Below are 26238 nucleotides of genomic sequence, written 5' to 3' on the forward strand. Positions count from 1 at the left end.
CACGAGTCCTAAACCACAGGACCGCCGCGTTCACAATAAGCAGGTCTGCACAGCCCATGGCACTTTTCTTCAAATGGCTTTTTCGCATCGTCACAGGCGTTACAATTCTGGCTCTGCTTGCCGGATATATGACCTATTATCTTGGATCACGATCCCTGCCCGATTACAGCGCCTCTTATCAGGTCAGCGGCATCACAGGTCCGATTGAGATTGCGCGCGACACCGCCAATGTACCGCATATTTTTGGCGAAAATGACGCGGATGTGTTTTATGGCCTTGGCTTTGCCCATGCCCAAGACCGCCTGTTTCAGATGATGCTGTTGCGCCGCACCGCCCAAGGCAAACTGTCCGAAGTTTTTGGCGAGCGGACAAAAAACACCGATATTTTGATGCGTCGCTTAGGGGTTTATGAGGCTGCCGTTGCCTCTGCCCCTTTGCAAACGCCCGAAACCACAGCTGCACTCACCGCCTATGCGCGCGGCGTGAATGCGTGGATCGGCGAAGTGAATAAAGGCGCAATGGGACGCGGCGCGCCTGAGTTTTTCTTGTTTCCATCTGAAATCTCATATTGGCGCCCCGAGGATTCCATTGCTTTGTTGAAACTTGTGGCGCTGCGGTTGTCGGATCATATTCCAACCGAAGTTCTGCGTGCGCGCACGTCTTTGATGCTGCCGGCTGAGCGGGTCAAAGACATCTTGCCCGATGCTCCCGGCACGCCAACAGCACTGCTGGACAGCTTTGCGAGCCTGTTCCCCGATGTGGCGCCTTTCACACCTGAGCTTGGCGTTGACTATGCTATGGCAGGTTTCAATGCAGCCCCCCTTGGTGGGGCCTCAAACGTTTGGGCCGCCTCGCCAGACCGCGCAGCATCTGGCGCGTCTTTGATGGCCAATGATCCGCATCTGGGCTTCAGCGCCCCAGGTGCGTGGTATTTGGCGCGTGTTGAATTGCAAACCGGCGGCGTCATCGGCGCGACTATTCCTGGCATTCCGTTTGTTGTGGCTGGGCGCAAAGAGGCGCTGTCATGGGGCATCACCTCGGCCTATACCGATGACGCGGATCTGTTCATCGAACAGGTGAACCCAAGCGCACCAAACGAAGTTATGACGCCTCAGGGTTACAAAAAGATGATCAGCAAACAATCGATTTTGCGGATCAAAGACCAAGCGCCCGAAACCTTGACGCTACAATGGACAGACAACGGACCAGTGTTGCCGCAAACGGCCTTTGATTTGAACACGGTCACCCCTAAGGGCTATGTCGTGTCGGTGTCATGGACGCCTTTGGCGCATGACGACACCTCACTGTCTGCCTTAATGCAACTGATGAAATCGGACACCGTGCGCCAAGGGATCGAAGCGGGTCGTGACTTTGTCGCCCCTGCCCTCAATCTGGCCTTGGCGGACCCTGATCACATCGCGCAAAAAACCATCGGCCGCGCGCCCATTCGTGATGCGGCACACCAAAGCCAAGGCCGTATTCCGTCACAAGGCTGGGTCACTGAGAACCAATGGCAAGGGTTTCGTGCCTATGACGATCTGCCGTTGTTCTCTCCGACCTCTGGCGGGATCATTGGCAATACAAATAACAAAACCACCGACGCGGCCTTTCCGGATCATTTGAGTTTTCACTGGGGCGACACGCAGCGCATTGAACGCTGGAAACGTTTGATGCAAAACCGCGAAGTCCATACCCGCGAAAGCTTTATCGAAGCGCAAAACGATATCGTGTCTTATTCTGCGCGCTCACTTTTGCCGCTGATTGCCGCCGATCTGTGGTTCACGGGCGAAGCCGCCCCTGAGGGCACACCAGAACGCCAACGTCAACGCGCGTTGAATCTGTTGGCCGAATGGAACGGCGAAATGAATGAACATTTGCCCGAACCCTTGATCTATTACGCTTGGATGCGCGCGTTGCAAGATCGTTTGATCCGCGACGAACTTGGCCCGCTTGCGCATGCCTATACCCATGTTGAGCCTTTGTTCATTGAACGCGTCTACCGCGACATCGGAGGGGCCTCAGTCTGGTGTGATGTTTTGCAATCTGCCGCCACCGAGACCTGCGCCAACATTGCCAGTCTTGCCTTGGATGACGCCTTGCTTTGGGTGGGCGAGACCTATGGCACGGCTTTGGAATCCCTGCGTTGGGGCGATGCACACACGGCGCAGCATTCACATCCTGTGCTTGGCAAAGTGCCCTTCGTCAAATGGATCGTCAACATTCGCCAATCCACCTCTGGCGGCGACAACACGCTGATGCGCGGCGTCACGGCTGGCACAGGCGATCAACCTTTTGCCAATGTGCATGGGGCGGCGTATCGTGGTGTGTATGATTTCGCCGATCCTGACAGTTCTGTGTTTATCACCGCGACAGGTCAATCGGGGCATCCGCTGTCGCGTCACTATGATGATCTGGGCGAGCTGTGGCGGCGGGGGGAATATGTGCCGATGACATTGGACCCGACCCTCGCACGCGCCGCAGGTGTCGGCATCACGCATATTTTGCCCGAAGATACCGTCAATCCGTAAAGAACGCCAACCGGCGCGCTTTTTCAAAGTCTGGAACCGCTCATGACACACACCTCACCCAAGGTGCAGCTTTTTGCCCTAGACGGTCACGGCGCCGCGCGCGCTGCTGAGTTGCAAGAATTTTCTGTCACGCCAGAGTCCACTGATGCAGGCGTATTTGGGTTTGCATGGGTGCATTGCGGGACAGATCGTGACGCCGCAGCGGCTGAGTTGGCGCTGTTTCATCTGGACCATTTTGTCATCGATGCGTTGACCGCTGATGAAACCCGCCCACGCAGCACGGTCCACGGGGATGGCGTGATTATCAACCTGCGTGGTGTTAATCTGAACGAGGGCTCAGACCCAGAAGACATGATTTCCGTGCGTCTTTGGGTCGAACAAGGCCGCATCATCGGCGTTTGGAAGCGCCCATTGAAAGCCATCGCCGATATGTTTGACGCCATGGATCGCGGCAAAGCGCCAGAGACTCCGGGGGATTTCATCGCCAAACTGTCGTTGCGCCTGTCTGATCGCGCCGAACCGATCGTTGCAGCACTGAACGAAGAAATCGACACTTTAGAAGACACGCTCGCGGATGGAACCCTGTCCGAGGCGCGCCGCACGCTGGCCGATATTCGCCACACAGCAACGGTGCTTAGGCGCTATATGTTCCCGCAGCGCGATGCACTGACCACACTTGAAATCGAAGATGTCTCGTGGCTTTTGCCGCAAGATCGCAGCCGTATCCGCGAGGCCGCAGACCGCGTGACACGCATGGCCGAAGAATTGGACGCCATTCGAGATCGCGCGCAAATCGTACAAGATCAGATCATGGATCAACGCGCCGAAGCCATGAACCGGCAGATGTTGTTGCTATCGATCGTGGCGGCAATTTTCTTGCCGCTGGGGTTGCTTACGGGTCTTTTGGGCGTCAATGTTGGTGGAATTCCCTTGGCGCAAAACCCTTGGGGCTTTGCCATTGTCTGCGTCATCTTGGGCGTGGTCTGCGCGGGGCAAATTTGGCTGTTCAAACTGATGAAGATGTTTGACAGCTGACCTATCCGTTCTAAAGATAACCACCAATTACACCAAAGAGACTGCAATGTTCGACAGTGCTTGGAGCAAACTCAGATACTACGCCAGCACTTTCATATCCATCTGTCTGCTGTTTGGTTTCATTGGCTATTGGGGCTATGACATTCGCGCGGGCGGTTCCATCGGATCCTCCAGTCGCTTTATTCTATTTAGCTGGGCGGCCGAGGGCGCAGAGTTGTTGTCCGACAGCTATGGCCACGTCATAGTCGGCCACGGCATCATGGGACTGGCTTTGGCGGCAGCAGTTGGCACCTGTGTTTGGGTGTGGCGCACGGGGTTCTTTTAGACCCATTAATCCAGCAAAGATGGACCGCGCCCCAGCCATAAATGACAGGGGCGCTTGACCTTACATTTCGCGGTATTCTTGTTCTTGACGTGGCGTCCACAGAACGGTGACTGCGTAACCTTGCTCTGTGGCTTCTTCGCTTTCAAGAATTTGCTGTTCAAACAACCACGCGCGTTTTTTGCCTTCAGAATAAGGGATCACAAATTCACGACGGATTTTCTCTTCTTCGAAAAATCCCGAAATCGCAGCCAAAAGTTCGGGCACTCCCTCGCCAGTGATGGCAGAGATCGCGAATTTGTCGTCCTCAACTTCAGCACGGGCCAAACGGGCCTCACGGGATTCAGCGTCCAACAGATCGATTTTGTTCCACACCTCGAACATCGGCGCATCTTCCTTGATGCCCAGATCGTTCAAGATCGTACGCACATCCAAGGCCTGCTCGTGGGTCTTTTCATGGGCAATATCGCGCACGTGAATGATCAGGTCAGCGTCGAGCACCTCTTCCAGCGTCGCACGGAACGAGGCCACCAACTGTGTCGGCAGCGAAGAAATGAACCCCACAGTGTCTGACAGAATGATCTCGCGATCTGTGCCACCCTGCGGGGCGTCCAAAACGACAGAACGCATGGTCGGGTCAAGCGTGGCGAATAACATGTCTTTGACAAATACATCTGCGCCTGTGACCTTATTGAAAAAGGTCGATTTGCCAGCGTTGGTATAGCCCACAAGAGCGACAATCGGGAACGGCACTTTGGCACGCGAAGCGCGGTGCAATTCGCGGGTTTTCACAACCTTTTCAAGCTGTTTGCGCAATCGGTTCAAGTGATCATCAATGGCGCGTCTGTCGGCTTCGATCTGGGTTTCCCCCGGACCGCCAACAAAACCAAGACCACCACGTTGACGTTCCAAGTGGGTCCAAGCACGCACCAGACGCGTGCGCTGATAGCTTAACGCCGCCATCTCGACCTGCAACACACCCTCGCGGGTACGCGCACGATCCGAAAAGATCTCAAGGATCAGGCCGGTGCGATCCAGCAGCTTGACGCCCCACTCTTTTTCAAGATTGCGCTGCTGGGCTGGACTGACAGGTCCGTCCACAAGAACGAGGTCGATTTCGTTTTCTTCCAAACGCAGGCGTAATTCTTCGATCTTGCCTTTGCCAAACAGCCAACCGGGCTGCAGCTTGGGCAGGCGCACAATTTCACCCCCGATGGTCTCAAGGGATGGCAAAGCAGCGGCCAAGGATACGGCTTCGGCTAGACCAGATGCTGGATCACGCCGATTGCGGTCAGATTGAATGTCTGGGTGGATCACCCAAGCCCGCGTGAGCGGCTTATCATGTTCTAGCAAGGTTTACTCTTCGCCGTCGTAAAGGCTAATAGGCGTTGATGGCATGATGGTCGAAATGGCATGTTTGTACACAAGCTGAGACTGGCCATCGCGGCGCAAAAGTACACAGAAATTGTCAAACCAAGTGATCACCCCTTGAAGTTTCACACCATTGATTAAAAAAATTGTCACTGGAACTTTAGCTTTACGAACATTGTTTAGAAATGCGTCTTGCAGGTTTTGCTTATCGGCGGCCATATCTATTTGCCTTTTTTCTTGCGCTTTTGTTGCGAACTGCCTCTCTGACGACAGCACTTTGGCGTACGTTCGCAATATGTTGAGCCGAATGTCAAGATTTCAGCCCGCCTAAATCGTTAACCTGTTCCCAAATCGTCGCAATTATTGCCCACTTGGAACAAATCATGAAGATTTCAAAGCTCAGCGCCGCCAAAATTCAGGGTTCAGCAGGGCAACAATCGCCAACATTTCAAGCCGTCCCAGCACCATAGTGGCCGCCAAAATCGCTTTTGGGATCGAGTCCAAGTCTGCATAACTGAGGGGAACTTCGGCAGCAAAATAGACAAGCGGTCCGGTGGTCGTCAACGCGGACACCGTGAACACAGCCGCGGCTTCAAAATGCAGACCAAACAAGGACAGCGCCATCATCACAACGGCAATCGTCAGCGCGAACAACATGAAATAGACCCAAGCCACATAGGCGCCTTGGCGGCGCAATCTACGCGCCGTTGCCCCTGCGCCACCAACAGAGTTTGGCGAAATCATCTTTTCAATCTCACGTTCACCATGACGTACCAAAGCATACAGACGCAGCAATTTCACGCCTCCCGCCGTTGTGGCAACACCGCCGCCAAACACAGCCAAACCGAACAGCAATACCCCAGGCGCTTGCAGCCCAGACCACAGCCGCGCGGCATCCCAACTGCTGCTTTCAAATCCTGTGGTGGTCAAAAACGACATCACCATAAACGCGCTGCCCCACAGGGCTTGCAGTGCCGCAATCGCATTGTTTTGCTCGGACACGCCCAAAGCGCCGCCCCAGTGGCGCAGAAACAAAACAATCGGCAATCCAACCAGCAACACCAAGGCGATCTTCATTTCTGAATCGCGGCGCAGCGGTTTGACGTCATTGCCAACTTGATCAACAGTGAAGGTCTTGCGCGACAAGGCCAGACTTAAAAAAGCAAAGACAAGTAGCTCGGCCCCGAAATTAGAGTGGCCTTCGACAAAGCCACCGACAGGCGAAATACCAGAGGTCGCCATCGTAGACATCGCGTGACACAGTGCCACAAAAGGCGTGGCCCCCGTCATCGCCAAAGCAAACCACAACACCAAAGTCAGGCCTAAATAGACAGGAAAAAGTCGTTGTGTGTAGCGTGACAACCGCTCAGGTCCAGCGGCCACACGCACGATTTGCGAGGCCCCTGATGTGACCACATTTCCTGTGGTCGGCGCCCGCGCAGAAATGACTTCGAAACCACCCAAGTTGAGTGGCGCCAGCACGGCGATGGCCGTCACCCAAGCGAACAATCCCCCAAGCCAGCCCACAATTGCAATCCAAAGATGCACCGTTGTCGGCAGGCGGTTGGGGTCTTCAAACACGGTGGCCCCTGTTGTGGTCAACGCGGAGACCATTTCAAAATAGGCGTTGAAAAAGGTGGTGTTGGGAATGGCTTCTGAGAATGGCACAGCCAACATCACGGGCAGCACAGTGTAGGCCGCTATGAGCACCAAAAGCTGGTTGCGCCCTTCGCGGTCACGGTCCTTGCGGGTGTCACGGTCTTCTGTGTCCTCGCCGCGAAACCGCGTTATCGCGACCAAACAGGCCAAAGTCCCAAATAAGATGCCAGAGTAAAAGAACGACCGCGAGGCCAAGAACTGTGATACCAGCCCGCCATAAATGGCCGGCAGCATCATCGCGCCAGAGCAGATCAACATCAGTTGAACAAAGAACGGCATTCGCGAGAAACGGTTCATTAGAAGTAGTCGATCGAAACTTGCAAAAGGCGTTCCACTTCGGGAACATCTGCGACCAATGAGAATAACGTAATCACATCGCCCTCTTCAATGCGGGTTTCTGATGCGGGCTTCATGTATTTGTCGCCTCGCATAACCGCCCCGATCAAAACGCCCTCTGGGAAATCGATATCACGAATGCGACGCCCCGACAAAGGCGACGTCGATAATACCTGCGCCTCGATGACCTCAGCCTCGCCGTCCCCGATGGAATAGACGTTGCGCACACGGCCGTGGCGTATGTGACGCAAAATGGACGATACAGTTGTGGCGCGTGGGTTGATATAGGCGTCAATGTCGAGCGCCGTCAAAACGGGCACCAAAGACGGATCATTCACCAGACAAATCGCCATGGCACAGCCCGCTTGTTTGGCGCGCACAGCCGACAACATGTTCACTTTATCATCGTCGGTCACACATAAAACAGCATCTGCACGCGCGATACCTGCTTCGGTCAAAACCTCGTTGTCCAAAGCGTCCCCGTGCAACACAATCGTGCGCTCAAGGGCATCGGCGGCTTTTTCTGCGATGATGCGGTTTTTCTCAATCACCTTCGCGCGCACACGTTCAGTCCGTGCCTCAAGCGCTTGAGCCACACCCAGACCAACGTTGCCACCGCCCAAAATCACCACGCGCTCTTGTTTGCGATTGGTTTTGCCGAAAATTTCCAAGGACCGTTTTAGATCCTCGGAATGGGCAAACAAATAGACATCATCACCTGCATAGAGCTGATCGTCGGCGTTGGGCGAAAACAAAGAACCTTCACGCCGCACGCCGACCACGATGGCCCGCAGGGTCGAAAACAGATCGGTCAATTCGCGCAAAGAGGTGTTGAGAACGGGACAACTTTCATCCAGCGAAATCCCGATCAACTGCGCCACGCCGCCAAAGAACGCTTGTGTGTCAAAGGCGGCAGGTGCTGCTAGGCGACGCAAGGCGGCTTCGGCCACTTCCTTTTCGGGTGAAATCACCACATCGATGGGCATGTGATCGCGGCGATACAGATCAGAATAGATCGCTGTCAAATAAGATTGCGCCCGCAATCGTGCGATTTTTCGCGGCACGTTGAACACCGAATGCGCCACCTGACAGGTGACCATATTGACCTCATCCGAATGGGTGGCGGCGATGATCATATCCGCATCGCGCGCCCCTGCTTTGTCAAGCACATCGGGGTAAGACGCAAAGCCCTCGATCCCTTGGACATCCAACGTATCCGTGGCACGGCGCACCAAGTCGGGATTGTTATCCACAACCGTAACATCGTTCTTTTCGCCAGACAGCTGGCGTGCGATTTGCCAGCCCACTTGGCCAGCGCCGCAAATGATGACTTTCATCGCATCATCCCTTGTTGTTCACGCCTTGGTTCTCACACCTGTCGCGCATGGTCAACGCTTGTCCGGTCCCCGTAACGCGATCCAATCGAACCTGAGGGTTATTCGACCTCTTCAGGCACATAAGCCACACGACCGCCTGATTTATTACCAGTGACCACACCCAAGGATTTCAACTTGCGGTGCAACGCAGAGCGTTCCATACCAACAAAGGTCGCTGTGCGTGAAATATTTCCACCGAAGCGATTGATTTGGGTCAACAAATACTCGCGTTCAAACAATTCACGCGCTTCGCGCAGCGGCAAGGTGGCGATGCTTGGTGACAAGATAGACCGTCCATCGTCTTCGCCTTGCGCAGATTGTTCTGGCAACTCGTCCGCTGAAATATCTTCGGTGCTATCGCCCAAAATCAACACACGTTCGATCACATTTTTCAACTGACGCACATTGCCCGGCCAAGCCAATGTTTGCAGCATAGCTGTGGCATCGCTGGACAATTTGCGTAAAGGCAGACCTTGGAATTTGTTGAACTGCTCGATAAAGGCTTCGGCCAAAACCGGAATATCTTCGCGGCGTTTTTCCAGTGCGGGCACTTCAATCGGCACCACATTCAAGCGGTGAAACAGTTCCTCGCGGAAATTGCCCAAAGCGATTTCTTGGGCCAAATCACGACTTGTGGACGAAATAACCCGCAAATCGACTGAGACTTTTTCAGTCCCCCCAACACGTGTGAACCGTTGATCCACCAAAACCCGAAGTATTTTGGATTGGGTGCCCGCAGGCATATCGGCCACTTCATCGAAATAGATCACGCCGCCGTTGGCCTGTTCCAACAACCCTTTTTCAACACCTTTTTCGGGCGTTTCGCGCCCAAACAACACATCTTCCATCCGGTCGGGTTCAATCGTCGCAGAGCTGACCGTCACAAAAGGATAGCCTCCGCGATCAGAATGGCTGTGAATGAACCGCGCCGCCACTTCCTTACCAACGCCTGCAGGCCCTGTGAGCATCACACGGCCATTGGATTTGGTGACTTTCTCAAGATTGGATTTCAACTGTTTGAACGCAGCCGATCCGCCGATCATATCAATTTCACCGCCATCTTTGCGTTTAAGAGCGGTGTTTTCGCGACGTAAACGCGAGGTCTCCATCGCACGGCCAACAACAACCATCAACTGGTCGATGTTAAACGGTTTTTCGATAAAGTCATAAGCGCCCTGCTTGATCGCAGCCACCGCAATTTCGATATTGCCGTGGCCAGAGATGATAATAATCGGCACCTCAGGATGTTCACGTTTGACATGTTTCAGAATGTCGATCCCATCCATGTGGCTGTCTTTCAACCAGATGTCCAAGACCATCAAAGACGGCACGGCTGCATCGATTTCGGCCATACAGGCTTCTGCATTCGCGGCCAAACGGGTCTCAAACCCTTCATCACGCAAAATGTCCCCAATCAACTCACGAATATCGCGTTCATCGTCGACGATTAAAATATCAGACATGCCCTACTCCCACTCTTCAATCACACTGCAAGCTTTTCTTTTACTTGATTTATTTCTGGAACCAGCAAATCCAATTTTACGGTGGCGCAGGCTCCTATACGCCCCGACGGGTCCAAAGGCACGCCGTCACTTAACGTGAGCGTCCCCCCGTGTTCATCGATAATCTTTTTCACAATCGGCAATCCCAACCCTGTGCCCTTATCGCGTGTCGTCACATAAGGTTCGAACAGGCGAGATCGGTCCTCAGGCAAGCCAATGCCGTTGTCGGTGATTGTGATGACCGCTTGGCCGTTGTCCTCTGACATCGCCACCCGAATAACCGGCCTATACCCCATTGGCAGGCCCCGCTCGCCAAGACCTTCAATCGCTTCCCCTGCATTCTTGATCAGGTTCGTGAGCGCTTGTCCGATCATCGTGGCGTCCACTTCGGCCACTGCGATAGCAGGTTCGATCTGGGTCTCGATCGAGACGCCCGCTTGCGCATTGCGCTGCAACAGCACAGCGCCATTGATCAATTCCACCAAATCTTGCTCGCGCCGCTCTGGGCTTGGCATACGGGCAAATTTCGAAAACTCGTCAACGATACGGCGCAAATCACCGGTCTGGCGCACAATCACAGAAGTGTATTGCTCTAACGCCTCACGATCCACTTCGCCCATGCCTTTGCCAAACTTTCGCAAAATACGCTCTGCGGACAATTGAATGGGCGTTAAAGGGTTCTTGATCTCATGCGCGATGCGCCGCGCCACATCGGCCCAGGCCGCCATGCGTTGTGCACTGACCAAATCAGTCACATCGTCGAAGGCCACAACATAGCCTTCAAGCGCGCCATCGACATCCCGCCTGCGCGCGATCCGTACCAACAGGCTTTCTTGTGCCTCAGACCGGATCAAACGAATTTCATCTTGAACGACCTCGCGTCCATGATCCTGCAAGGATTGGAACAATGGTCCAAATTCTGGCACGGCAACACTCAACGGCGCCTCGATCACATCGCTGTCAACCACCGAGAGCAACCCTTCGGCGGATGGGTTGAGCAATGAAATGCAGCCCTTGGAATCCAATGCGATCACACCGGCAGTCACAGAGCCCAAAACGGAATCAAACAGGCGGCGACGACGTTCAATTTGAACGTTACGCTCCAACAACGTGTCGTGTTGGACTTTCAATTCGCGGGTCATTTGGTTGAATACACGGCCCAAAATGGCGATCTCGTCATCGCCTTGCTCTTCGGACACGCGTGCGGTCAAATCGCCCTCTTTCACACGGTTTGACGCCTCAACAAGACGCCCGACAGGGCGCGCAAGCCGTTCGGCGAACCATAAACCAACCCATGTGGCGGCCAAAATCAAGATAAGCGCAAAAGCCAAATAAATGAGACCAAACTCAAACAGCAGCCGCCCGCGTTCGCTTTCAAGCTGATTGTACAAAGTCACCGTTTCTTGGGTTTCGTCCAGCAAGCTTAGAATCGCCCCATCCACATCGCGGGTGACATAAAGGTAGCGATCAGAGAACCCTGCCAAGCGCAGCAAAGCGCGGCTTTCATTGATGTCCCAGTCATCAATCAAAACCAATTCACCTGCTTCGGCACGCAACAATTGTTCTGGCGTGGGCTGTTCATAGTCGAACAGATAGGACCGTTCGCCGCGCGCTTTGATCTCGCCCTCGCCGTTGATAACATAAGCCTCGCGTAAGCCGCGCTGGATCAACCCTTGCCCTTGATTAAGCACTTCGCGCAGCGCGCCATCGGGTAAAATCGTCACTGCACGGCGGCGTTCAGTGATGAAGACAGCCAAGCTGCGGGTATCAGAGGCCAGACCATCGCGATGTTCGCCCTCATAGGCCTCAGCCGCGGCCAAAGATGAGCCAACAACATTGCGCACACGATCCGAAAACCAGCCCTCTAGACCGAAATTCAACGAGACGACGGCAAAGACAGCGACCGTCACTGTGGGAATAAGCGCCAAAAGCACGAAAACGCCAGTCAAGCGCAGGTGCAAACGCGATCCCGCAGAATGGGCGCGCCGCGCCGCAATCATTTTAACAACACGCTGCGCCACCAATCCGGCGACAAGAAGAACATAGACCAGATCTGACAAAAGAACGCCACGCAAAGCGGTCGAAGAGGCGTAAATATCAAGCGGTCCGACAACCACGAATGTGGCAACAGCAAGGATAGGCCCCAGCGCAAACAAGGCGATGGTCGCCCAATTTTGAAGACGTCGCACACGTCGCAGACGCATCAGCTTGTTCAAGCTTGTTTTCGCTATAGGCTTGCGCAAAGCTGCCCCCAGACTGATATCAAAACCGTGGGGCGTTCCCCCACCCCCCTGTATTTTTGAAGCGCAAGAAGCGTGACGATTCTGTCACTGCGCCCAAATCAACACGGGTGTGGCGGTTTTACATCAATTTGCGGCGGCGTGTCACCTGAATATCGAGGTCATTGATCTTTTTACGCAAGGTATTGCGGTTGATCCCTAGCAAATCAGCACATTTAGCCTGATTTCCACCGACGGCATCCAAGGCGATTTCGATCAACGGCCCCTCAACTTCCTTCAAAATGCGCTGATATAGACCGGGAGGTGGCAAAACACCGCCATGCAAATCGAAATAACGACGCAGATGTTTGTTCACAGAAGCCGCCAGCTTTTCACCATCGCCGCCGCCCTGCAGCGGTTCAATCGCAGGCTGGTTGCCCAAGACAAGCTCGACCTCTGCGCGGGTGATTTCTTCTTCAGGAGCTGTGACAATCAAGCGGCGAATGGTGTTTTCAAGCTGGCGTACATTGCCCGGCCAACTATAAGCGCGCACCAATTCAGTGGCCTCCGCCGTAAAGCGACGCAAGGCCATGCCATCTCTGTCGGCTTTGCCAAAGAAATATTCGGCCAACAAAGGAATGTCATCCACACGTTCGCGCAGGCTTGGCACCGACAAGGTCACGCCACCAAGGCGATAGAACAGATCTTGGCGAAAGGCACCGCTTTCCATTTTGGCGCTCAAATCGGCCTGAGATGTCGCCATAATACGAGGCGAATGATCGGTGAAGCTGTCCAACATGCGCACAATGCGCGCTTGAGCTTCTTCGTCCAGATCACCGACTTCATCAAACAAAATAGAGCCATTTTTAGCGCGTGAAATCACGGCAGCCGGCCCTTCCATCGTCGCCAATTCCGTGGCGGTGACCACCACCAGCGGCAAAGACCGTCGGTCGGAAAAATCGTGAATGGCACGGGCGATCAGCGATTTACCTGTGCCACTTTCTCCAGTGATCAAGACTGGTAAATCCGTGTTCATCACACGCGCCACCAAACGGTACAGGGTCTGCATCGCAGGTGTACGTCCAACCAAAGGCAAATCTTCTTGGATTTCGCTGGGGGCTTTTGCGGTCGAGGGCGCTGGGTTGGCGCGGCGTTTGACTTCCAACGCTTTGGCAGCCCGCTTCATCAGATCAGGCAGATCGAAAGGTTTGGGCAGATAGTCAAAAGCTTCGGCTTCGGCCGCCTGAATCGCGGTCATAATCGTGTTCTGCGCCGAGATCACAATCACCGGCAAGCCAGGGCGCACTTTGGCAATCTTGGGCAGGGCTTCCAAGCCATTGCCATCAGGCATCATCACATCAGAGATTACCAAATCCCCTTTGCCTTCTTCCACCCAACGCATCAATGTCACCAAGGACGAGGTTGCATGTACTTTACATCCCGCCCGCGTCAAAGCCTGCGTCAGCACCGTGCGAATTGTGCGGTCGTCATCTGCGACGAGGATTGTGCCGTCCATTTTAAACTCTCCTTAAGTACCCGTATCGATCTTAACACGGTGCCCGCAACGCGAGCCTTTTATTACGAAATAGTCACGTCCCTAAGACGGCTCTTTGGGTGCCACGGGAAGTGAAATGCGGAACACAGTCTTTCCAGGATTGGACTCTACCGAAATCCAACCTTCGTGATCCGATATGATTTTTGACACCAACGCCAAGCCCAATCCGGTGCCGTTTTCACGCCCCGAAACAAAGGGTTCGAAAATATCGCCAGCGATTTCAGGCGGCAAACCGGGGCCGTCGTCTATGATTTCGACTTGCAGCGGCAAGGCCGCGCCAGAGCCATCTTTGCGGCGCAACCTGAGCGACAAATCGTAAAACGTCCGAATGCGGATCACCCCGCCTTCTTTTTTGTCAGATGCTTCTGCCGCGTTTTTAAACAGGTTCAAAAACACCTGCATAAACTGATCGCCATCGACAAATGTGGGCGGCAATGAAGGATCAAACTCTTCGACAAATTTCATCGACGCCGCATAGGACAACTGCGCGGACTTGCGCGCGCGATCAATCAGATCATGTACATTAATGGGGCGACGTGACGGAGGGCGCAGGTTGCCAAATTGCTCGACTTGTTCCAAAAGCGCGACGATGCGGCGGCTTTCTTCAACAATAAGATCGGTCAGCTCTTGGTCTTCGGCCGAAATCCCCATGGACAACAATTGCGCCGCCCCAGTGATCCCCGCCAGAGGATTTTTAATTTCATGCGCCAGCATTTCGGCCATACCAATGGCAGAGCGCGCAGAGGATTTCACCGAATGCGACCGCCCCAATCGATCTGCGATTTGGCGCGGTTCCATCAACAGCAAAACCCAACCAGGCTTGCCAGACAAAGGCGCGATTTGGATATTGCATTGCACAGGTGCCGCGTTGCCACCTGAGACATCGACATTGTTGATAAACATTGGCGCATCATCACGACGCACGCGCTCGAATGCCTCTTCCAAAGGTGCATCAATCGCCAGCTTGTCCATCACTGGCACGCCGCGCATCGATTTGGCGGAGGCGTTGAGAAACCCTTCGGCAGATGAATTCACTTCACAAATTTTATCATCATCTGACACGATGATCGATGGCACCGGCAATGAGGGCCATAATGTTTCAAATGAGGTCGCGCTCATGCGGCTCTCCCTTTCTCAGACAAAGCGCTCGGCAAGTGGTCAAACACTTTGCGCGGGTCTTTGAGGGTCAAAATTTCTTTACGCAGTCCAGTTGGCGTGTTGGCCGTATCCATGTACCAGCCCAGATGTTTGCGCATCACACGCCCGCCTATTTCGACGCCATAAAACGACAGGCCTGCCTCAAAATGACCGGCAACCATATCGGCAAATGCGTGTCCATCAGGCTCGACCGGTTCAGCCGCGCCCATAATATGCGCCGCAACTTGCGCCAAAAGCCAAGGTTGCCCCTGTGCGCCCCGCCCGATCATCACGCCGTCCGCGCCGGATTGATCCAACGCGTCTTTGGCCTTGTCGGTCGAGGTGATATCGCCATTGGCGATCACAGGAATACGAACAGCATTTTTCACGGCACGGATCGCAGCCCAATCGGCTGATCCTTTATACATCTGACAGCGTGTGCGTCCGTGGATGGTGATCATTTGAATGCCAGCGGCTTCTGCACGTCGGGCCAATTCCGGCGCGTTGAGCAAAGCGTCATCCCAACCCAAACGCGTCTTCAACGTCACAGGCACATCGACAGCCGCCACGACAGCTTCGATCAAGGTCAGCGCGTGATCCAGATCGCGCATCAATGCGGACCCTGAATAGCCGCTCACAACTTTTTTCGCAGGGCAGCCCATATTGATGTCAATAATGCGTGCGCCGTTGGCTTCGACCATCTTGGCCGCCTCGCCCATCCAATGCGCCTCGCGTCCCGCCAATTGCACGGCGGTGTTTTCGACCCCAAAGCCAAGCTCGGCCTTTTCGCGCGAACCAGGGCGGGCGTTCAGCATATCATGGCTCGCCACCATTTCAGACACAACAAGTCCTGCGCCGAAGGACGCGACAAGATCGCGAAACGGCAAATCCGTAATCCCCGCCATAGGGGCGAGAAAGATCGGCGGGTCTAGAGTTATGTCTGCCAAATGAACGGGCAAGCGATTAATCCTTGTGCATATTAATCATGGGTATCTGTGTATCGACAGAGTCGCAAAGGGTAGAGCGCAAAAAAATGGCTTAAAAACGTATTTGCCTAAAATTTAATCACACCACACGATTTACGCGGCCATTGCTTTGAGCCTCACCACATATTATCCACGCGGCATGACAGTGATAGCTTTGATCGTTGCCGCAGGACGCGGCACCCGTGCGGGCGGCGATACCCCCAAACAGTGGCGCCCCCTTGGGCGGGATGCATCATGCCCGCGGGTCATAGATCATACAATCGCGGCCTTTCGCCCCTTTGTGGATCAAATCGTGGTGGTACATCACAAAGATGACGCTGATCTCATGCAGACCCTCACCGATGTCATGCCCGTTGTTGGTGGTGCAACACGCAGTGCTTCGGTCAAAGCGGGTCTTAAGGCCATCAAGAACTCAGGCGTTACCCAAGTGTTGATCCATGACGCCGCCCGCGCCTTGGTGCCAGAGTCAGTGATCAAAGATGTTTTGTCAGCCCTTGAAAACGGGCCCGCAGCCGCGCCAGCGTTGCAAGTTATCGATGCGCTCTGGCGTGGCGACGCAACTGTTGAGGGCACCCAAGATCGCACAGGGCTGTGGCGCGCGCAGACGCCGCAAGGATTTGACTTTGAAACTATTTTACAAGCACATCACGCCTATGCCCATGAGGCTGCCGATGATGTCGAAGTCGCCCGTGCCGCAGGCATTCAAGTTGCCATCACCCTTGGCGATGAGGCCAATTTCAAGATAACCCATCCCGATGATTTCGCCCGCGCCGAACATGTGTTGGCTGCGCGCCTGAGACAAGATAAGGACAAGACCCAAATGGATATTCGCCTTGGCAACGGCTATGATGTGCACCGGTTTGGCGCGGGCGACCATGTGTGGCTCTGCGGTATTAAAGTGCCCCATAACAGAGGCTTGCAAGGGCATTCTGACGCAGATGTGGGCATGCACGCGCTGACAGATGCGATTTACGGCGCGTTGGCCGAAGGAGACATAGGCCGTCATTTCCCCCCCTCAGACATGCAATGGAAAGGCGCGGCCAGCCATATATTCTTGCGCCACGCCATCGATTTGGCCCGCTCGCGTGGCTATGAAATGTCCAATTGCGACGTGACATTGGTCTGTGAACAGCCCAAAATCGGCCCACATGCAGATGCAATGCGCGCTGCCCTCGCAGATATCATGTCTGTCGATTTCGACCGTATTTCGGTCAAAGCCACCACCTCGGAACGTCTTGGGTTCACGGGGCGCGAAGAAGGCATCGCCTCGCTCGCCACCGCAACCTTGATCAAACGCTAGGACACGCCATGAAAGATATTGCTGAAATCATCGCCACCTTTGCCCGTGTTGGCTATTTAAAGCCCGCCCCCGGCACTTGGGGCTCTGCTGCGGCCGTGCCTGTGTTTTGGGCCCTCAATGAGGTCGGTGGATTTGTCCTGTGCATTGCTGCCACCTTTATAGTGTTTGTTGTCGGCCTTTGGGCAACGCAAATTATGACCAAAGACGCCACCGCAGGCACTGAGGAACATGACCCTTCCGAGATCGTGATCGACGAAGTGGCCGGTCAGTGGATCGCGCTATGGCCTGTGGCCTTTGGCGCACAAATGATGGGCGTGGAAAGTGCGCGACTTTGGCCCGGCTATTTGGCGGCCTTTGTTCTGTTTCGTCTGTTCGACATCTGGAAACCCAGCCTTGTGGGCAAAGCGGACCGTCGCGGTGACGCCATGGGGGTGATGCTGGACGATGTGATCGCTGGCGTTTTTGCCGCCATTTGCGTGATAGCCCTTGCGAGCCTCGCACATGGAGTGTTGATGTGAGCACTGACCTGACAGCTTTGGCCACAGAGGTGCTTGCCTTGGCGCGTGCAAAATCCGTGATAATCGCTACTGCAGAAAGCTGCACTGGCGGGTTGATCATTGGCGCTTTGACAGAAATTGCTGGGTCGTCTGACGTGGTGGACCGTGGGTTCATTACCTATTCCAATGAGGCCAAGATCGAAATGCTGGGCATTGGCCCAGACACGCTTGATCTTCATGGCGCGGTGTCTGAACAAATCGCACAGCAAATGGCTGATGGCGCGCTTGAGCGCTCACGTGCGGGCCTGACGGTATCCGTGACAGGGATTGCAGGCCCCGGCGGATCTGCGTTCAAACCTGAGGGCCGCGTGTGTTTTGGATTGGCGCAAACTGGTCAGGTCACGCGTGTCAAAACCGTCGAATTTGGTGCGCAGGGGCGGTCTAATGTGCGGATAGCAACAATACGAACCGCACTGGAATGGCTGCGCGAGGCGCTGTAACGCTGCAAATACGGCAAGAGATTCACTTTGGATTAAATTTTAAACCCAACACGCAAATATCGCACAAATAGGCATCACTTTTACAATCGCCTCATATTTAACCACGCAAAAGCAACCAAATCCCCTTTCCTGATCACGCCAAAGCCGCTTTACGCGCCGCTAACGCTTAAAAAATATCCTTAGGAGGGGAAAATGGTCGGAGCTGATACCGCGTGGATCATGGTTGCAACCGCACTGGTCCTATTCATGTCGCTGCCAGGCTTGGCATTGTTTTACGGCGGGCTTGTGCGCGCGCGCAATGTGCTGAGCGTCTTTATGCATGTCTACGCCATTGCCTGCGTGATGAGCATTCTGTGGCTGGCCTTTGGCTATTCCATCGCTTTTGGAGATGGTGGCCCGCTTTGGGGCGGCTTGGGCAAGATGTTTCTGACTGGCGTGGATGCCAATTCTGTCTCAGGCACCATCCCTGAAGTGCTGTTCTTTGCCTTTCAGATGACCTTTGCGATCATCACCCCCGCCTTGATTGTGGGCGCTTATGTCGAGCGGATCAATTTTGCCTTTGTGATCTTGTTTTCATCCTTGTGGATGCTGGTCTGCTACGCGCCTGTCACCCATTGGATTTGGGGTGGCGGGTTCTTGGCTGATGGCGGCATTTTCGGCGAAACCGGCACGATGGATTTCGCGGGCGGCATCGTTGTGCATGAAACCGCTGGCATCGCGGCTTTGATTTTGGCCGTGATGCTGGGGCGTCGCAAGGTGGACAACAAGCCCCCGCACAACCCCGGTTATGTGATGATCGGCGCCTCTATGCTTTGGGTCGGCTGGTTCGGCTTTAACGGCGGGTCGCAATTGGCGGCAGATGGCGGCGCGGCTATGGCGATCACTGTGACGCATATCTCTGCGGCGGCGGCCTCGATCACTTGGGCGATTTGGGAAAAAATCAAATATGGCAAAGCCTCTCTCGTAGGCATCGTCACCGGCACCATCGCGGGCCTTGCCTCGATCACGCCCGCCTCTGGCTTTGTTGGTCCAGTGGTCGCTTTGATCATTGGCAGCGTTGCGGGTATTTTGTGCCAAGAAATGGTCAACGTGATCCGCAACAAGTTGAACATTGACGACACATTGGACGTCTTTGCTGTGCACGGTGTGGGCGGTATTTTCGGCACGATCATGATCATCTTTTTTGCTGACGGCGCAAATGCCATTGCACAGTTCGGCGCGCTGGGCATCGTTGGGGTGTTCACCTTTGTTGTGACCGTTGCCTTGATCAAACTCTGCCAGCTCGTCACGCCTTTGCGCGTTGATGTAGAGACTGAGCAGCAAGGCTTGGATTTGGCCCAACACGGCGAAAGCGCCTACGACCACAATTCGTAAGCGTCACAGTATATTCCTTGAAAAAGTCACCAAGGCGGGTCGAAAGGTCTGCCTTGGGGCGCGAATAGGGACAGCGGCAAACGATGCGTTTGGTCGCATTAAGCCAGTCCCTTATCCGTAAAGATCAGCCGCGCGTTTTTCAAAAGCACTGACAACACGGCGCATGGCTTCATTAAAGACCACGCCGATCACCGACTGCAGAATCGCGTTTTTAAATTCGAAATCGACGAAAAATTCGACCTCGCAGGTGCCATCCTCAAGATCGCGGAACTGCCACCAGCTTTTCATATATTTAAACGGACCATCCAGATATTCGGTGTCGATTTTTTTATCCACAGGCCAAAGCACCACCTTGGAGCCGAATTTTTCGCGAAAGACTTTGAACGAGATCACCAGATCAGCCAACATAATTTCGTGATCGCCCATATCATCACGCGATCTGATGCGTGCGGCGGCGTTCCATGGCAGGAATTTCGGATAGCTTTGCACATCGCCCACCAGATCGTACATCTGCTGAGCGGTGTAGGGCATGATTTTGATTTCTCGGTGCGTCGGCATAGTCTCTGGTCTAATTATTTCAGGGTGATATGTCTTACCTAAGCGCGCAAATTGCAAGAGGTTACCATGACGCAGGCCCCCTATCACATCGATGTTATGATTTCGGCCAAGACCATCGCCGCTCGGATCGAAGATTTGGCACTTACCATTCGCAAAGAATACGCCGACACCGACAAGCTTGTGGTGATCGGGCTACTGCGCGGATCATTCGTGTTTATTGCCGATCTGGTGCGCGAATTGGACATGAACGTCGAGGTGGATTTTTTGGAAGTATCGTCTTACGGCGACGGCATGGAAAGCTCTCGAAATGTGAAAATATACAAAGACTTGCGTGGCGATATTGAAGGGCGTGATGTGTTGGTTGTCGAAGATATCGTCGACACAGGACATACGATGACATCCGTTATGGAATTGCTGCAATCACGTCATCCGCGTAAAATCGAAACCATTGCATTGCTTGATAAACCCGTACGCCGCGAGGTCGCGTTTAAAACCACATGGACAGGATTCGAAATTCCCGATGCTTTTGTGGTCGGTTACGGCATCGATTTTGCCCAAGCCAATCGCAACCTGCCCTATATCGGAACTGTGGTGTTTGACGAAGATGGCCCAGTGGATGCCTCCGCATGAATTTGATGTGGTTCGTGCGCGCCAAACGCTGGGCCAAAAACCCGCCAAGTCCACAGCGGATCAAGCTGGTGTTTGGGGTGGTGTTGCTCTGCTTGGTTTTGGTGGGAATTGAGAAATTCATTGGCGTTCCAGAATGGATGCAATTGGAACGCTCAGGCCGGAATGGATTGAACGTTGGCTTACCACGTTAATTTGATTCACGCCCGACTGACACTGTGCTAGGTTGACGCCAAACACGTCATACAGTGCCGGAGATACAGATGTTAAAGCTCGCAACCTATTCTGTTGGAACAGTTATTCTTGGCGTCTCTGTCGCTTGGGTTTTGACCGAGCCGCGCCATGCGGATTTGGAAGATATCGCAGGCCTGACCCCCGATCTGGCGCGTGGCGAGTTTGTTTATACAGCGGGCGGATGTGCCTCGTGCCATGCGGGCGATGATGGCAATGGCGAAGCCTTAACAGGCGGCATGGCGTTTGAGTCTGCTTTTGGCACATTCTATGCGCCCAATATTTCGCCTGATCCTGATCAAGGCATTGGCACATGGTCGGCGCTTAATTTAGCTGACGCGATGCTGCATGGCACCTCTCCCGAAGGCGAACACCTATATCCCGCCTTTCCCTATACTTCTTACGCTAAAATGGACCCCGCAGACGTTGTGTCTTTGCACGCCTATCTGATGACCCTGCCCGCATCAACTGTGCCGAGCAAAGCCCATGATGTTGGCTTTCCGTTCAACATTCGCCGCAGTTTGGGCGGTTGGAAATTGCTGTTTGGCACCAGTGCTGGCGATTGGATTGTAAATGATCCGAATATGACAGAGCAAGATCTACAGGGGCGTTATTTGGTCGAAGCACTGGCGCATTGCGGCGAATGTCACACGCCACGAAACGCCTTGGGTGGCATGGACACGGCAAAATGGCTTGGCGGTGCGCCCAATCCATCGGGCAATGGCACGATCCCCAATATCACCCCCGGCACGCTGACATGGTCAGAAGAAGACATCGCCTATTATCTGGAAAGTGGTTTCACACCTGAGTATGACTCCGTCGGCGGGCATATGGCGCATGTGGTTGATAATTTTGCCGCATTAGACGCCAGTGATCGCGCGGCAGTCGCCAGTTATCTAAAACGAGTGGCCCCTGTTGAATAGCGGCACAGATCGAACGGGGCGCTTTAAATATCTAACGTAAGATATCGGTTTTAAACAGTTTTACCTTAAGTCCACCATGGGCGATGGGGGCTTCCGTTGGCAACCACGGCAGTTTCGTCGCCTCGGCCAATTGCGTGTCCGAGGTGATCATGCCCACCCGCCAGCCTTTGAATTTCATGCGCATCACATCACCGAATGATCCGTAAAGCGCAAAGAGGTCTTTTTTCTTGCCGATCCGCGCACCATATGGCGGATTGACGATCACAAGACCCGCAGGGCCATCCGGGCGCTCCAAGCTGGACACTTGCGTTGGCGTAAAGTGACACAAGGCGTCGACCCCTGCCCGCGTGGCATTGTCTTTGGCGAAACCAATCACATTGACGTTGCGGTCAGAGCCGTAAAACTGTTGTTCACTGGGCCTGATTTTCCACGCCTCGCGCATGCGCCGCACCGCAACCTCATCATAGGTCGCAAGTTTTTCAAAGGCGAAACTGCGCGCACGTCCGGCCATGAAATTTCGAGATATTTCAGCGGCTTCTATCAAAAACGTGCCGGAACCACACATGGGGTCAAGTACGGGTTCTTGCCCCGTATACCCGCAAGCCCGCAGCGCCAAAGCCGCCATAGTTTCGCGCATCGGCGCTTTGCCCATGGCCTGTTTATGGCCGCGTTTGTGCAGACCTTCGCCTGAGGTATCGATGGAAAAATGTACGTTGTTGTCGTCAATGCGCACTTTGATGACGATATCGGCGTCTTCTAAGCCTTCCGCAATTTTCGCGCCGAATTCTTCGTGGATTGCGCGCTCGATACGTTCAACGGCGGCGCCAGCGTGATAGATTTTGGACTTTTTATTGGTGTTCACCTCGACTTTGATCGAAAGCTCTTCATCCAAAATCGCTTGACCTAAAATGTCGCCCCAAGGGAATTTACGCGCGCGTTTGTCGAGTTGCGCCAGATGAAAGGCACGAAATTCGCCGATACGCGCCAAGACCTTAGACGGGCCGCGCAGGGTCAGATTTGCGCGCCAAACATCGGTCCAATTGCCATGAATCGTGACACCGCCCCCCGTGGCCACAGGATTTTGAAACCCCGATTCGATCACTTCCTCAAGCAAAACCTGCTCAAGTCCGGGTACAGTCGACAGGAAAATGTCGAAAGTGGCATTGGCTGGCGTGGATTGGGTCATGCTGGGCCTCGATGGGGTGCGGATCGCGTTTACGGCTTGTGTCACGCACAGCGCGCTATGATCAAGACAAAATAAAACCGGCAAGTTGCCCCGCCGGTTTGAATGTTAGGGTTTGACGTGATTTAAGCTGTGCCAAACTTTTTAAGGCGCGCCTCACGTAGACGGGCAAAATCATCACCGGCGTGATAGCTGGAACGCGTCAAAGGCGTGGCCGAGACCATCAAGAACCCTTTGTTAAAGGCGGTTTTCTCATAGGTTTTGAACTCTTCAGGCGTCACAAAACGATCAACGGCGTGGTGTTTTGGCGTTGGTTGCAAATACTGCCCGATGGTCAAGAAATCGATATCGGCGGCGCGCATGTCTTCCATCACTTGCGTGACGGATTGCTTATCTTCGCCAAGGCCAACCATGATGCCCGACTTGGTGAACATCGTTGGATCAAGTTCTTTCACGCGCTGCAAAAGACGCAAAGAATGGAAATACCGCGCGCCGGGGCGCACTTCTGGATACAAGCCAGGCACTGTTTCCAGATTGTGGTTGAACACATCGGGGCGCGCCTCAACCACGACCTCCAGAACCTTTGGATCACAGCGAATGAAATCAGGCGTGAGGATTTCGATAGTCGTAGAGGGTGACTTTTTACGGATGGCGCGGATGGTCATCGCGAAATGCTCGGCCCCGCCGTCTTCAATATCATCGCGGTCAACAGATGTGATCACAACGTGGTTGAGACCCAATTTGGCCACAGCGTCCGCCACACGGCCCGGCTCGAACACATCCAAATCCTCAGGCGGCTTGCCTGTGGCGATGTTGCAAAAGGTACAAGCGCGGGTACAAACTTCGCCCATGATCATCATCGTGGCGTGGCCTTGCGACCAACATTCGCCCACGTTGGGACAGCCCGCTTCTTCGCACACGGTCACCAATTTGTTTTCACGCATGATGTCGCGTGTTTCTTTATAGCCTTCGGATGTGGGCGCTTTGACGCGAATCCAATCGGGCTTTTTAGGCTGCGCATTATCGGGGCGCTTTTGCTTTTCAGGGTGTCTCTGGGCCGGAATTTTGAGATCGCGCACGTGTTTTCCCCATACTGAAACAGATTTTCTAGGTTATATCCCAGACAGGCTTCGGGGCAAGTGGATACGTGGCATTGCTGCCATGTTCCCTGCTCAACACATATAATCACATGCCTAGGCATAGTGTTTGCATCGCGAACACCTCATTCGCTATGGCAAAGATTTTGCCCAATTTTACGACGAAATGCCAGCTTATACTATTCCGACCATTTTTGTCGCATGCCAGCGATTGAACCTAAACTAGAATCGTTCTAGGTATCGCCCAATAGTATTTAAATCTGCGACCCCATCGCAAAAAGATCCTTAGGAGTGATGATATGCAAGCTGGACATAAACTTCCAAACGTAACGTTCAAAACCCGCGTGCGCGATGAATCTATCGGCGGCGACAATCCTTTCCGTTGGGAAGATAAGACAACAGCTGATTACTTCGGCGGCAAACGTGTTGTATTATTCTCGCTCCCTGGTGCTTTCACGCCAACATGTTCCACATACCAATTGCCAGGATTTGAAAACGGCTTTGACGATTTTAAAGCGGCTGGCATCGACGCGATCTATTGCATGTCTGTGAACGACAGCTTTGTGATGAACAAATGGGCGCAATCGCAAGACCTGAAAAACGTTGGCGTGATCCCTGATGGCTCTGGCGAATTCACCCGCCGCATGGGCATGTTGGTGCACAAAGACAACCTCGGTTTTGGCGTACGTTCATGGCGCTATGCGGCTGTGGTCAAAGACGGCGTTATCGAGGCTTGGTTCGAAGAGCCAGGTCTGTGCGACAACCACGGCGAAGACCCTTACGGCGTATCCTCACCAGAAACTGTTTTGGAATATCTCAAAACAGCGGCACAGGATGTTGCGGCTGAATAATCACAGCCACTCATAAGTCAAAGATCAGCCCGCCTCAGTCTTGAGCGCGGGCTTTTTCTTTGCTGAATATCCCTCTGTTCAAACTGATTTAGCCCCGCATACGTGCTTCATACAACAATTCACTGCCCGCTTCGGCCAAAAGCGCCGCCAAATCCGTAAACCATGAGGCGTCTGGCGTGCTGGCGCGGCGTATCAATGCGATGGTGCGCGCGGGCTGCGGGTCTGGAAAGCGCATCACCGCTAAGTCTGGACTGGACGCGTGCTCTGCCTTCAGTGCGATTTCTGGCACAAAGGTCATGCCAAAGCCCTGCGCCACCAGCCCACATAGTGTTGATAACGATGACGCGCCAAGATCGACAGTTTGCTCTGCGCGGGTCAATTGGCACATATCCAAGGCTTGATCGGCAAGGCAGTGCCCCTCATCCAGCAACAACAGCCCATCGGGCGGTACATCTGTCGGGCGCATGGGCACCATTTGTTGATTCAAATGCGCAAGCCGCGCCTTGGATCCTGCCAGCAAGAAACAATCGGTAAACAAAGGCTCGGCGATCAGACCACCAATATTATAAGGCAATGCGATGATCGCAGCATCAAGCCGCCCTGAAGAGACGTCTTTAAGCAGATCAGCAGTTTGCGCCTCACGCACGCGTATATCTAAGTTCAGCTGCGCCGATTTGATCCGCGTCAGCGCGCGTGGCAACATATAGGGAGCGATTGTCGGGATCACCCCAAGCGACAAACGCCCCGATAGCCCATCTTGCAGACGCACCTCCGATTCCATTTCTCGCGTCATCGCCAAAAGAACGAGAGCGCGCTCATAAACCAACTGCCCCGCGCGGGTCAGGCGCATATCGCGCGGCAAACGCTCCACAAGCTGAACATCAAGGCTTACCTCCATCTCTTTGATTTGCTGCGATAAAGCAGATTGCGTAACATGCACCCGCTCAGCAGCGGTGGAAAATGAACGCGTCTCAGCCAGCGCCACAAAGTAACGCATCTGTTTCAATGTCAGCATTCTGCCCAGCCCTTGCGATCGTTCAACCTAAATCAATTAGAAAATCTAATACACAT

24 protein-coding genes are annotated in these 26238 nt (G+C 54.0%); 11 read left to right on the forward strand and 13 right to left on the reverse strand.

Annotated elements, in window-relative coordinates; translation table 11 throughout:
• Nucleotides 1–56: 56 nt before the first annotated feature.
• The 3 genes from KO497_RS05490 to KO497_RS05500 are packed head-to-tail and all read left to right on the forward strand — an operon-like array spanning nucleotide 57 to nucleotide 3888.
• Nucleotides 57–2528 carry a penicillin acylase family protein gene (locus KO497_RS05490; RefSeq protein WP_215942961.1) on the forward strand — a complete coding sequence of 824 codons (2472 nt, stop codon included), beginning with the start codon at nucleotides 57–59 and terminating at the stop codon, nucleotides 2526–2528.
• 42 nt (nucleotides 2529–2570) lie between these two features.
• Nucleotides 2571–3563, forward strand: a complete 993-nt coding sequence (locus KO497_RS05495; RefSeq protein ID WP_215942962.1) for a zinc transporter ZntB — start codon at nucleotides 2571–2573, stop codon at nucleotides 3561–3563.
• A gap of 46 nt (nucleotides 3564–3609) precedes the next feature.
• The gene (locus tag KO497_RS05500) at nucleotides 3610–3888 is read left to right on the forward strand and encodes a hypothetical protein (RefSeq protein ID WP_215942963.1); all 279 of its coding nucleotides are present in this window, start codon (nucleotides 3610–3612) and stop codon (nucleotides 3886–3888) included.
• A 60-nt stretch (nucleotides 3889–3948) separates the two neighbouring features.
• Here the strand turns inward: KO497_RS05500 and hflX are convergent, their stop codons facing one another.
• From hflX to dusB, 9 genes are all read right to left on the reverse strand, one after another.
• Nucleotides 3949–5238, reverse strand: a complete 1290-nt coding sequence (hflX, locus tag KO497_RS05505) for a GTPase HflX (RefSeq protein WP_215942964.1) — start codon at nucleotides 5236–5238, stop codon at nucleotides 3949–3951.
• A gap of 3 nt (nucleotides 5239–5241) precedes the next feature.
• Nucleotides 5242–5475: an RNA chaperone Hfq gene (hfq, locus tag KO497_RS05510; protein ID WP_085849467.1), complete on the reverse strand. Its 234-nt coding sequence runs from the start codon at nucleotides 5473–5475 to the stop codon at nucleotides 5242–5244.
• A 180-nt stretch (nucleotides 5476–5655) separates the two neighbouring features.
• Complete coding sequence (locus tag KO497_RS05515; RefSeq protein WP_215942965.1) at nucleotides 5656–7212, reverse strand: TrkH family potassium uptake protein; 1557 nt, start codon at nucleotides 7210–7212, stop codon at nucleotides 5656–5658.
• Entirely contained in the window at nucleotides 7212–8588 is a 1377-nt protein-coding gene (trkA, locus tag KO497_RS05520; protein ID WP_215942966.1) for a Trk system potassium transporter TrkA, read from the reverse strand. The genes KO497_RS05515 and trkA overlap by 1 nt, the downstream gene beginning before the upstream one ends.
• A gap of 98 nt (nucleotides 8589–8686) precedes the next feature.
• Nucleotides 8687–10090 carry a nitrogen assimilation response regulator NtrX gene (gene ntrX, locus KO497_RS05525; protein ID WP_215942967.1) on the reverse strand — a complete coding sequence of 468 codons (1404 nt, stop codon included), beginning with the start codon at nucleotides 10088–10090 and terminating at the stop codon, nucleotides 8687–8689.
• 20 nt (nucleotides 10091–10110) lie between these two features.
• Nucleotides 10111–12333, reverse strand: a complete 2223-nt coding sequence (locus KO497_RS05530; RefSeq protein WP_215943033.1) for a sensor histidine kinase NtrY-like — start codon at nucleotides 12331–12333, stop codon at nucleotides 10111–10113.
• 157 nt (nucleotides 12334–12490) lie between these two features.
• Nucleotides 12491–13864 carry a response regulator gene (locus tag KO497_RS05535; RefSeq protein ID WP_215942968.1) on the reverse strand — a complete coding sequence of 458 codons (1374 nt, stop codon included), beginning with the start codon at nucleotides 13862–13864 and terminating at the stop codon, nucleotides 12491–12493.
• A gap of 81 nt (nucleotides 13865–13945) precedes the next feature.
• Nucleotides 13946–15022 (reverse strand): two-component system sensor histidine kinase NtrB, encoded by a 1077-nt coding sequence (locus tag KO497_RS05540; RefSeq protein ID WP_215942969.1) that lies wholly within the window; start codon nucleotides 15020–15022, stop codon nucleotides 13946–13948.
• Nucleotides 15019–15999, reverse strand: coding sequence for a tRNA dihydrouridine synthase DusB (dusB, locus tag KO497_RS05545; RefSeq protein ID WP_215942970.1), 981 nt, complete (start codon nucleotides 15997–15999; stop codon nucleotides 15019–15021). Before dusB ends, KO497_RS05540 begins: the two co-directional genes overlap by 4 nt.
• A gap of 166 nt (nucleotides 16000–16165) precedes the next feature.
• Here dusB and KO497_RS05550 point away from each other — a divergent pair, with 166 nt between their 5' ends.
• From KO497_RS05550 to KO497_RS05565, 4 genes are all read left to right on the forward strand, one after another.
• Nucleotides 16166–17326: a bifunctional 2-C-methyl-D-erythritol 4-phosphate cytidylyltransferase/2-C-methyl-D-erythritol 2,4-cyclodiphosphate synthase gene (locus tag KO497_RS05550; protein ID WP_215943034.1), complete on the forward strand. Its 1161-nt coding sequence runs from the start codon at nucleotides 16166–16168 to the stop codon at nucleotides 17324–17326.
• A gap of 8 nt (nucleotides 17327–17334) precedes the next feature.
• A complete protein-coding gene (locus KO497_RS05555; protein WP_215942971.1) occupies nucleotides 17335–17844 on the forward strand; it encodes a phosphatidylglycerophosphatase A family protein in 510 nt (169 codons plus the stop codon).
• Entirely contained in the window at nucleotides 17841–18323 is a 483-nt protein-coding gene (locus KO497_RS05560; protein WP_354668091.1) for a CinA family protein, read from the forward strand. The genes KO497_RS05555 and KO497_RS05560 overlap by 4 nt, the downstream gene beginning before the upstream one ends.
• Nucleotides 18324–18515: 192 nt before the next feature.
• Nucleotides 18516–19697 (forward strand): ammonium transporter, encoded by a 1182-nt coding sequence (locus KO497_RS05565; protein ID WP_215942972.1) that lies wholly within the window; start codon nucleotides 18516–18518, stop codon nucleotides 19695–19697.
• Between the two features lie 111 nt (nucleotides 19698–19808).
• Here the strand turns inward: KO497_RS05565 and KO497_RS05570 are convergent, their stop codons facing one another.
• Entirely contained in the window at nucleotides 19809–20255 is a 447-nt protein-coding gene (locus KO497_RS05570) for a type II toxin-antitoxin system RatA family toxin (RefSeq protein ID WP_215942973.1), read from the reverse strand.
• 66 nt (nucleotides 20256–20321) lie between these two features.
• On the opposite strand from KO497_RS05570, the gene hpt reads away from it, so the two are divergent.
• The 3 genes from hpt (at nucleotide 20322) to KO497_RS05585 (ending at nucleotide 22036) form a co-directional block, all read left to right on the forward strand.
• A complete protein-coding gene (gene hpt, locus KO497_RS05575) occupies nucleotides 20322–20885 on the forward strand; it encodes a hypoxanthine phosphoribosyltransferase (protein WP_215942974.1) in 564 nt (187 codons plus the stop codon).
• On the forward strand, nucleotides 20882–21076 hold the full coding sequence (locus KO497_RS05580) for a hypothetical protein (protein ID WP_215942975.1): 195 nt from the start codon (nucleotides 20882–20884) through the stop codon (nucleotides 21074–21076). The genes hpt and KO497_RS05580 overlap by 4 nt, the downstream gene beginning before the upstream one ends.
• Nucleotides 21077–21145: 69 nt before the next feature.
• On the forward strand, nucleotides 21146–22036 hold the full coding sequence (locus KO497_RS05585) for a cytochrome c (RefSeq protein WP_215942976.1): 891 nt from the start codon (nucleotides 21146–21148) through the stop codon (nucleotides 22034–22036).
• A 31-nt stretch (nucleotides 22037–22067) separates the two neighbouring features.
• On the opposite strand, the gene KO497_RS05590 is transcribed toward KO497_RS05585, so the two are convergent.
• On the reverse strand, nucleotides 22068–23222 hold the full coding sequence (locus KO497_RS05590; RefSeq protein ID WP_215942977.1) for a THUMP domain-containing class I SAM-dependent RNA methyltransferase: 1155 nt from the start codon (nucleotides 23220–23222) through the stop codon (nucleotides 22068–22070).
• A 122-nt stretch (nucleotides 23223–23344) separates the two neighbouring features.
• Nucleotides 23345–24298, reverse strand: a complete 954-nt coding sequence (gene lipA / locus KO497_RS05595; protein WP_215942978.1) for a lipoyl synthase — start codon at nucleotides 24296–24298, stop codon at nucleotides 23345–23347.
• A gap of 317 nt (nucleotides 24299–24615) precedes the next feature.
• Here lipA and KO497_RS05600 point away from each other — a divergent pair, with 317 nt between their 5' ends.
• The gene (locus KO497_RS05600) at nucleotides 24616–25167 is read left to right on the forward strand and encodes a peroxiredoxin (protein WP_215942979.1); all 552 of its coding nucleotides are present in this window, start codon (nucleotides 24616–24618) and stop codon (nucleotides 25165–25167) included.
• 88 nt (nucleotides 25168–25255) lie between these two features.
• Here the strand turns inward: KO497_RS05600 and KO497_RS05605 are convergent, their stop codons facing one another.
• Nucleotides 25256–26182 carry a hydrogen peroxide-inducible genes activator gene (locus tag KO497_RS05605; RefSeq protein WP_215942980.1) on the reverse strand — a complete coding sequence of 309 codons (927 nt, stop codon included), beginning with the start codon at nucleotides 26180–26182 and terminating at the stop codon, nucleotides 25256–25258.
• Between the last annotated feature and the right edge of the window lie 56 nt (nucleotides 26183–26238).

Origin of the sequence: Pacificibacter marinus (genome assembly GCF_018860665.1) — a bacterium.
Taxonomy (GTDB): Bacteria; Pseudomonadota; Alphaproteobacteria; order Rhodobacterales; family Rhodobacteraceae; genus Celeribacter; species Celeribacter marinus_A.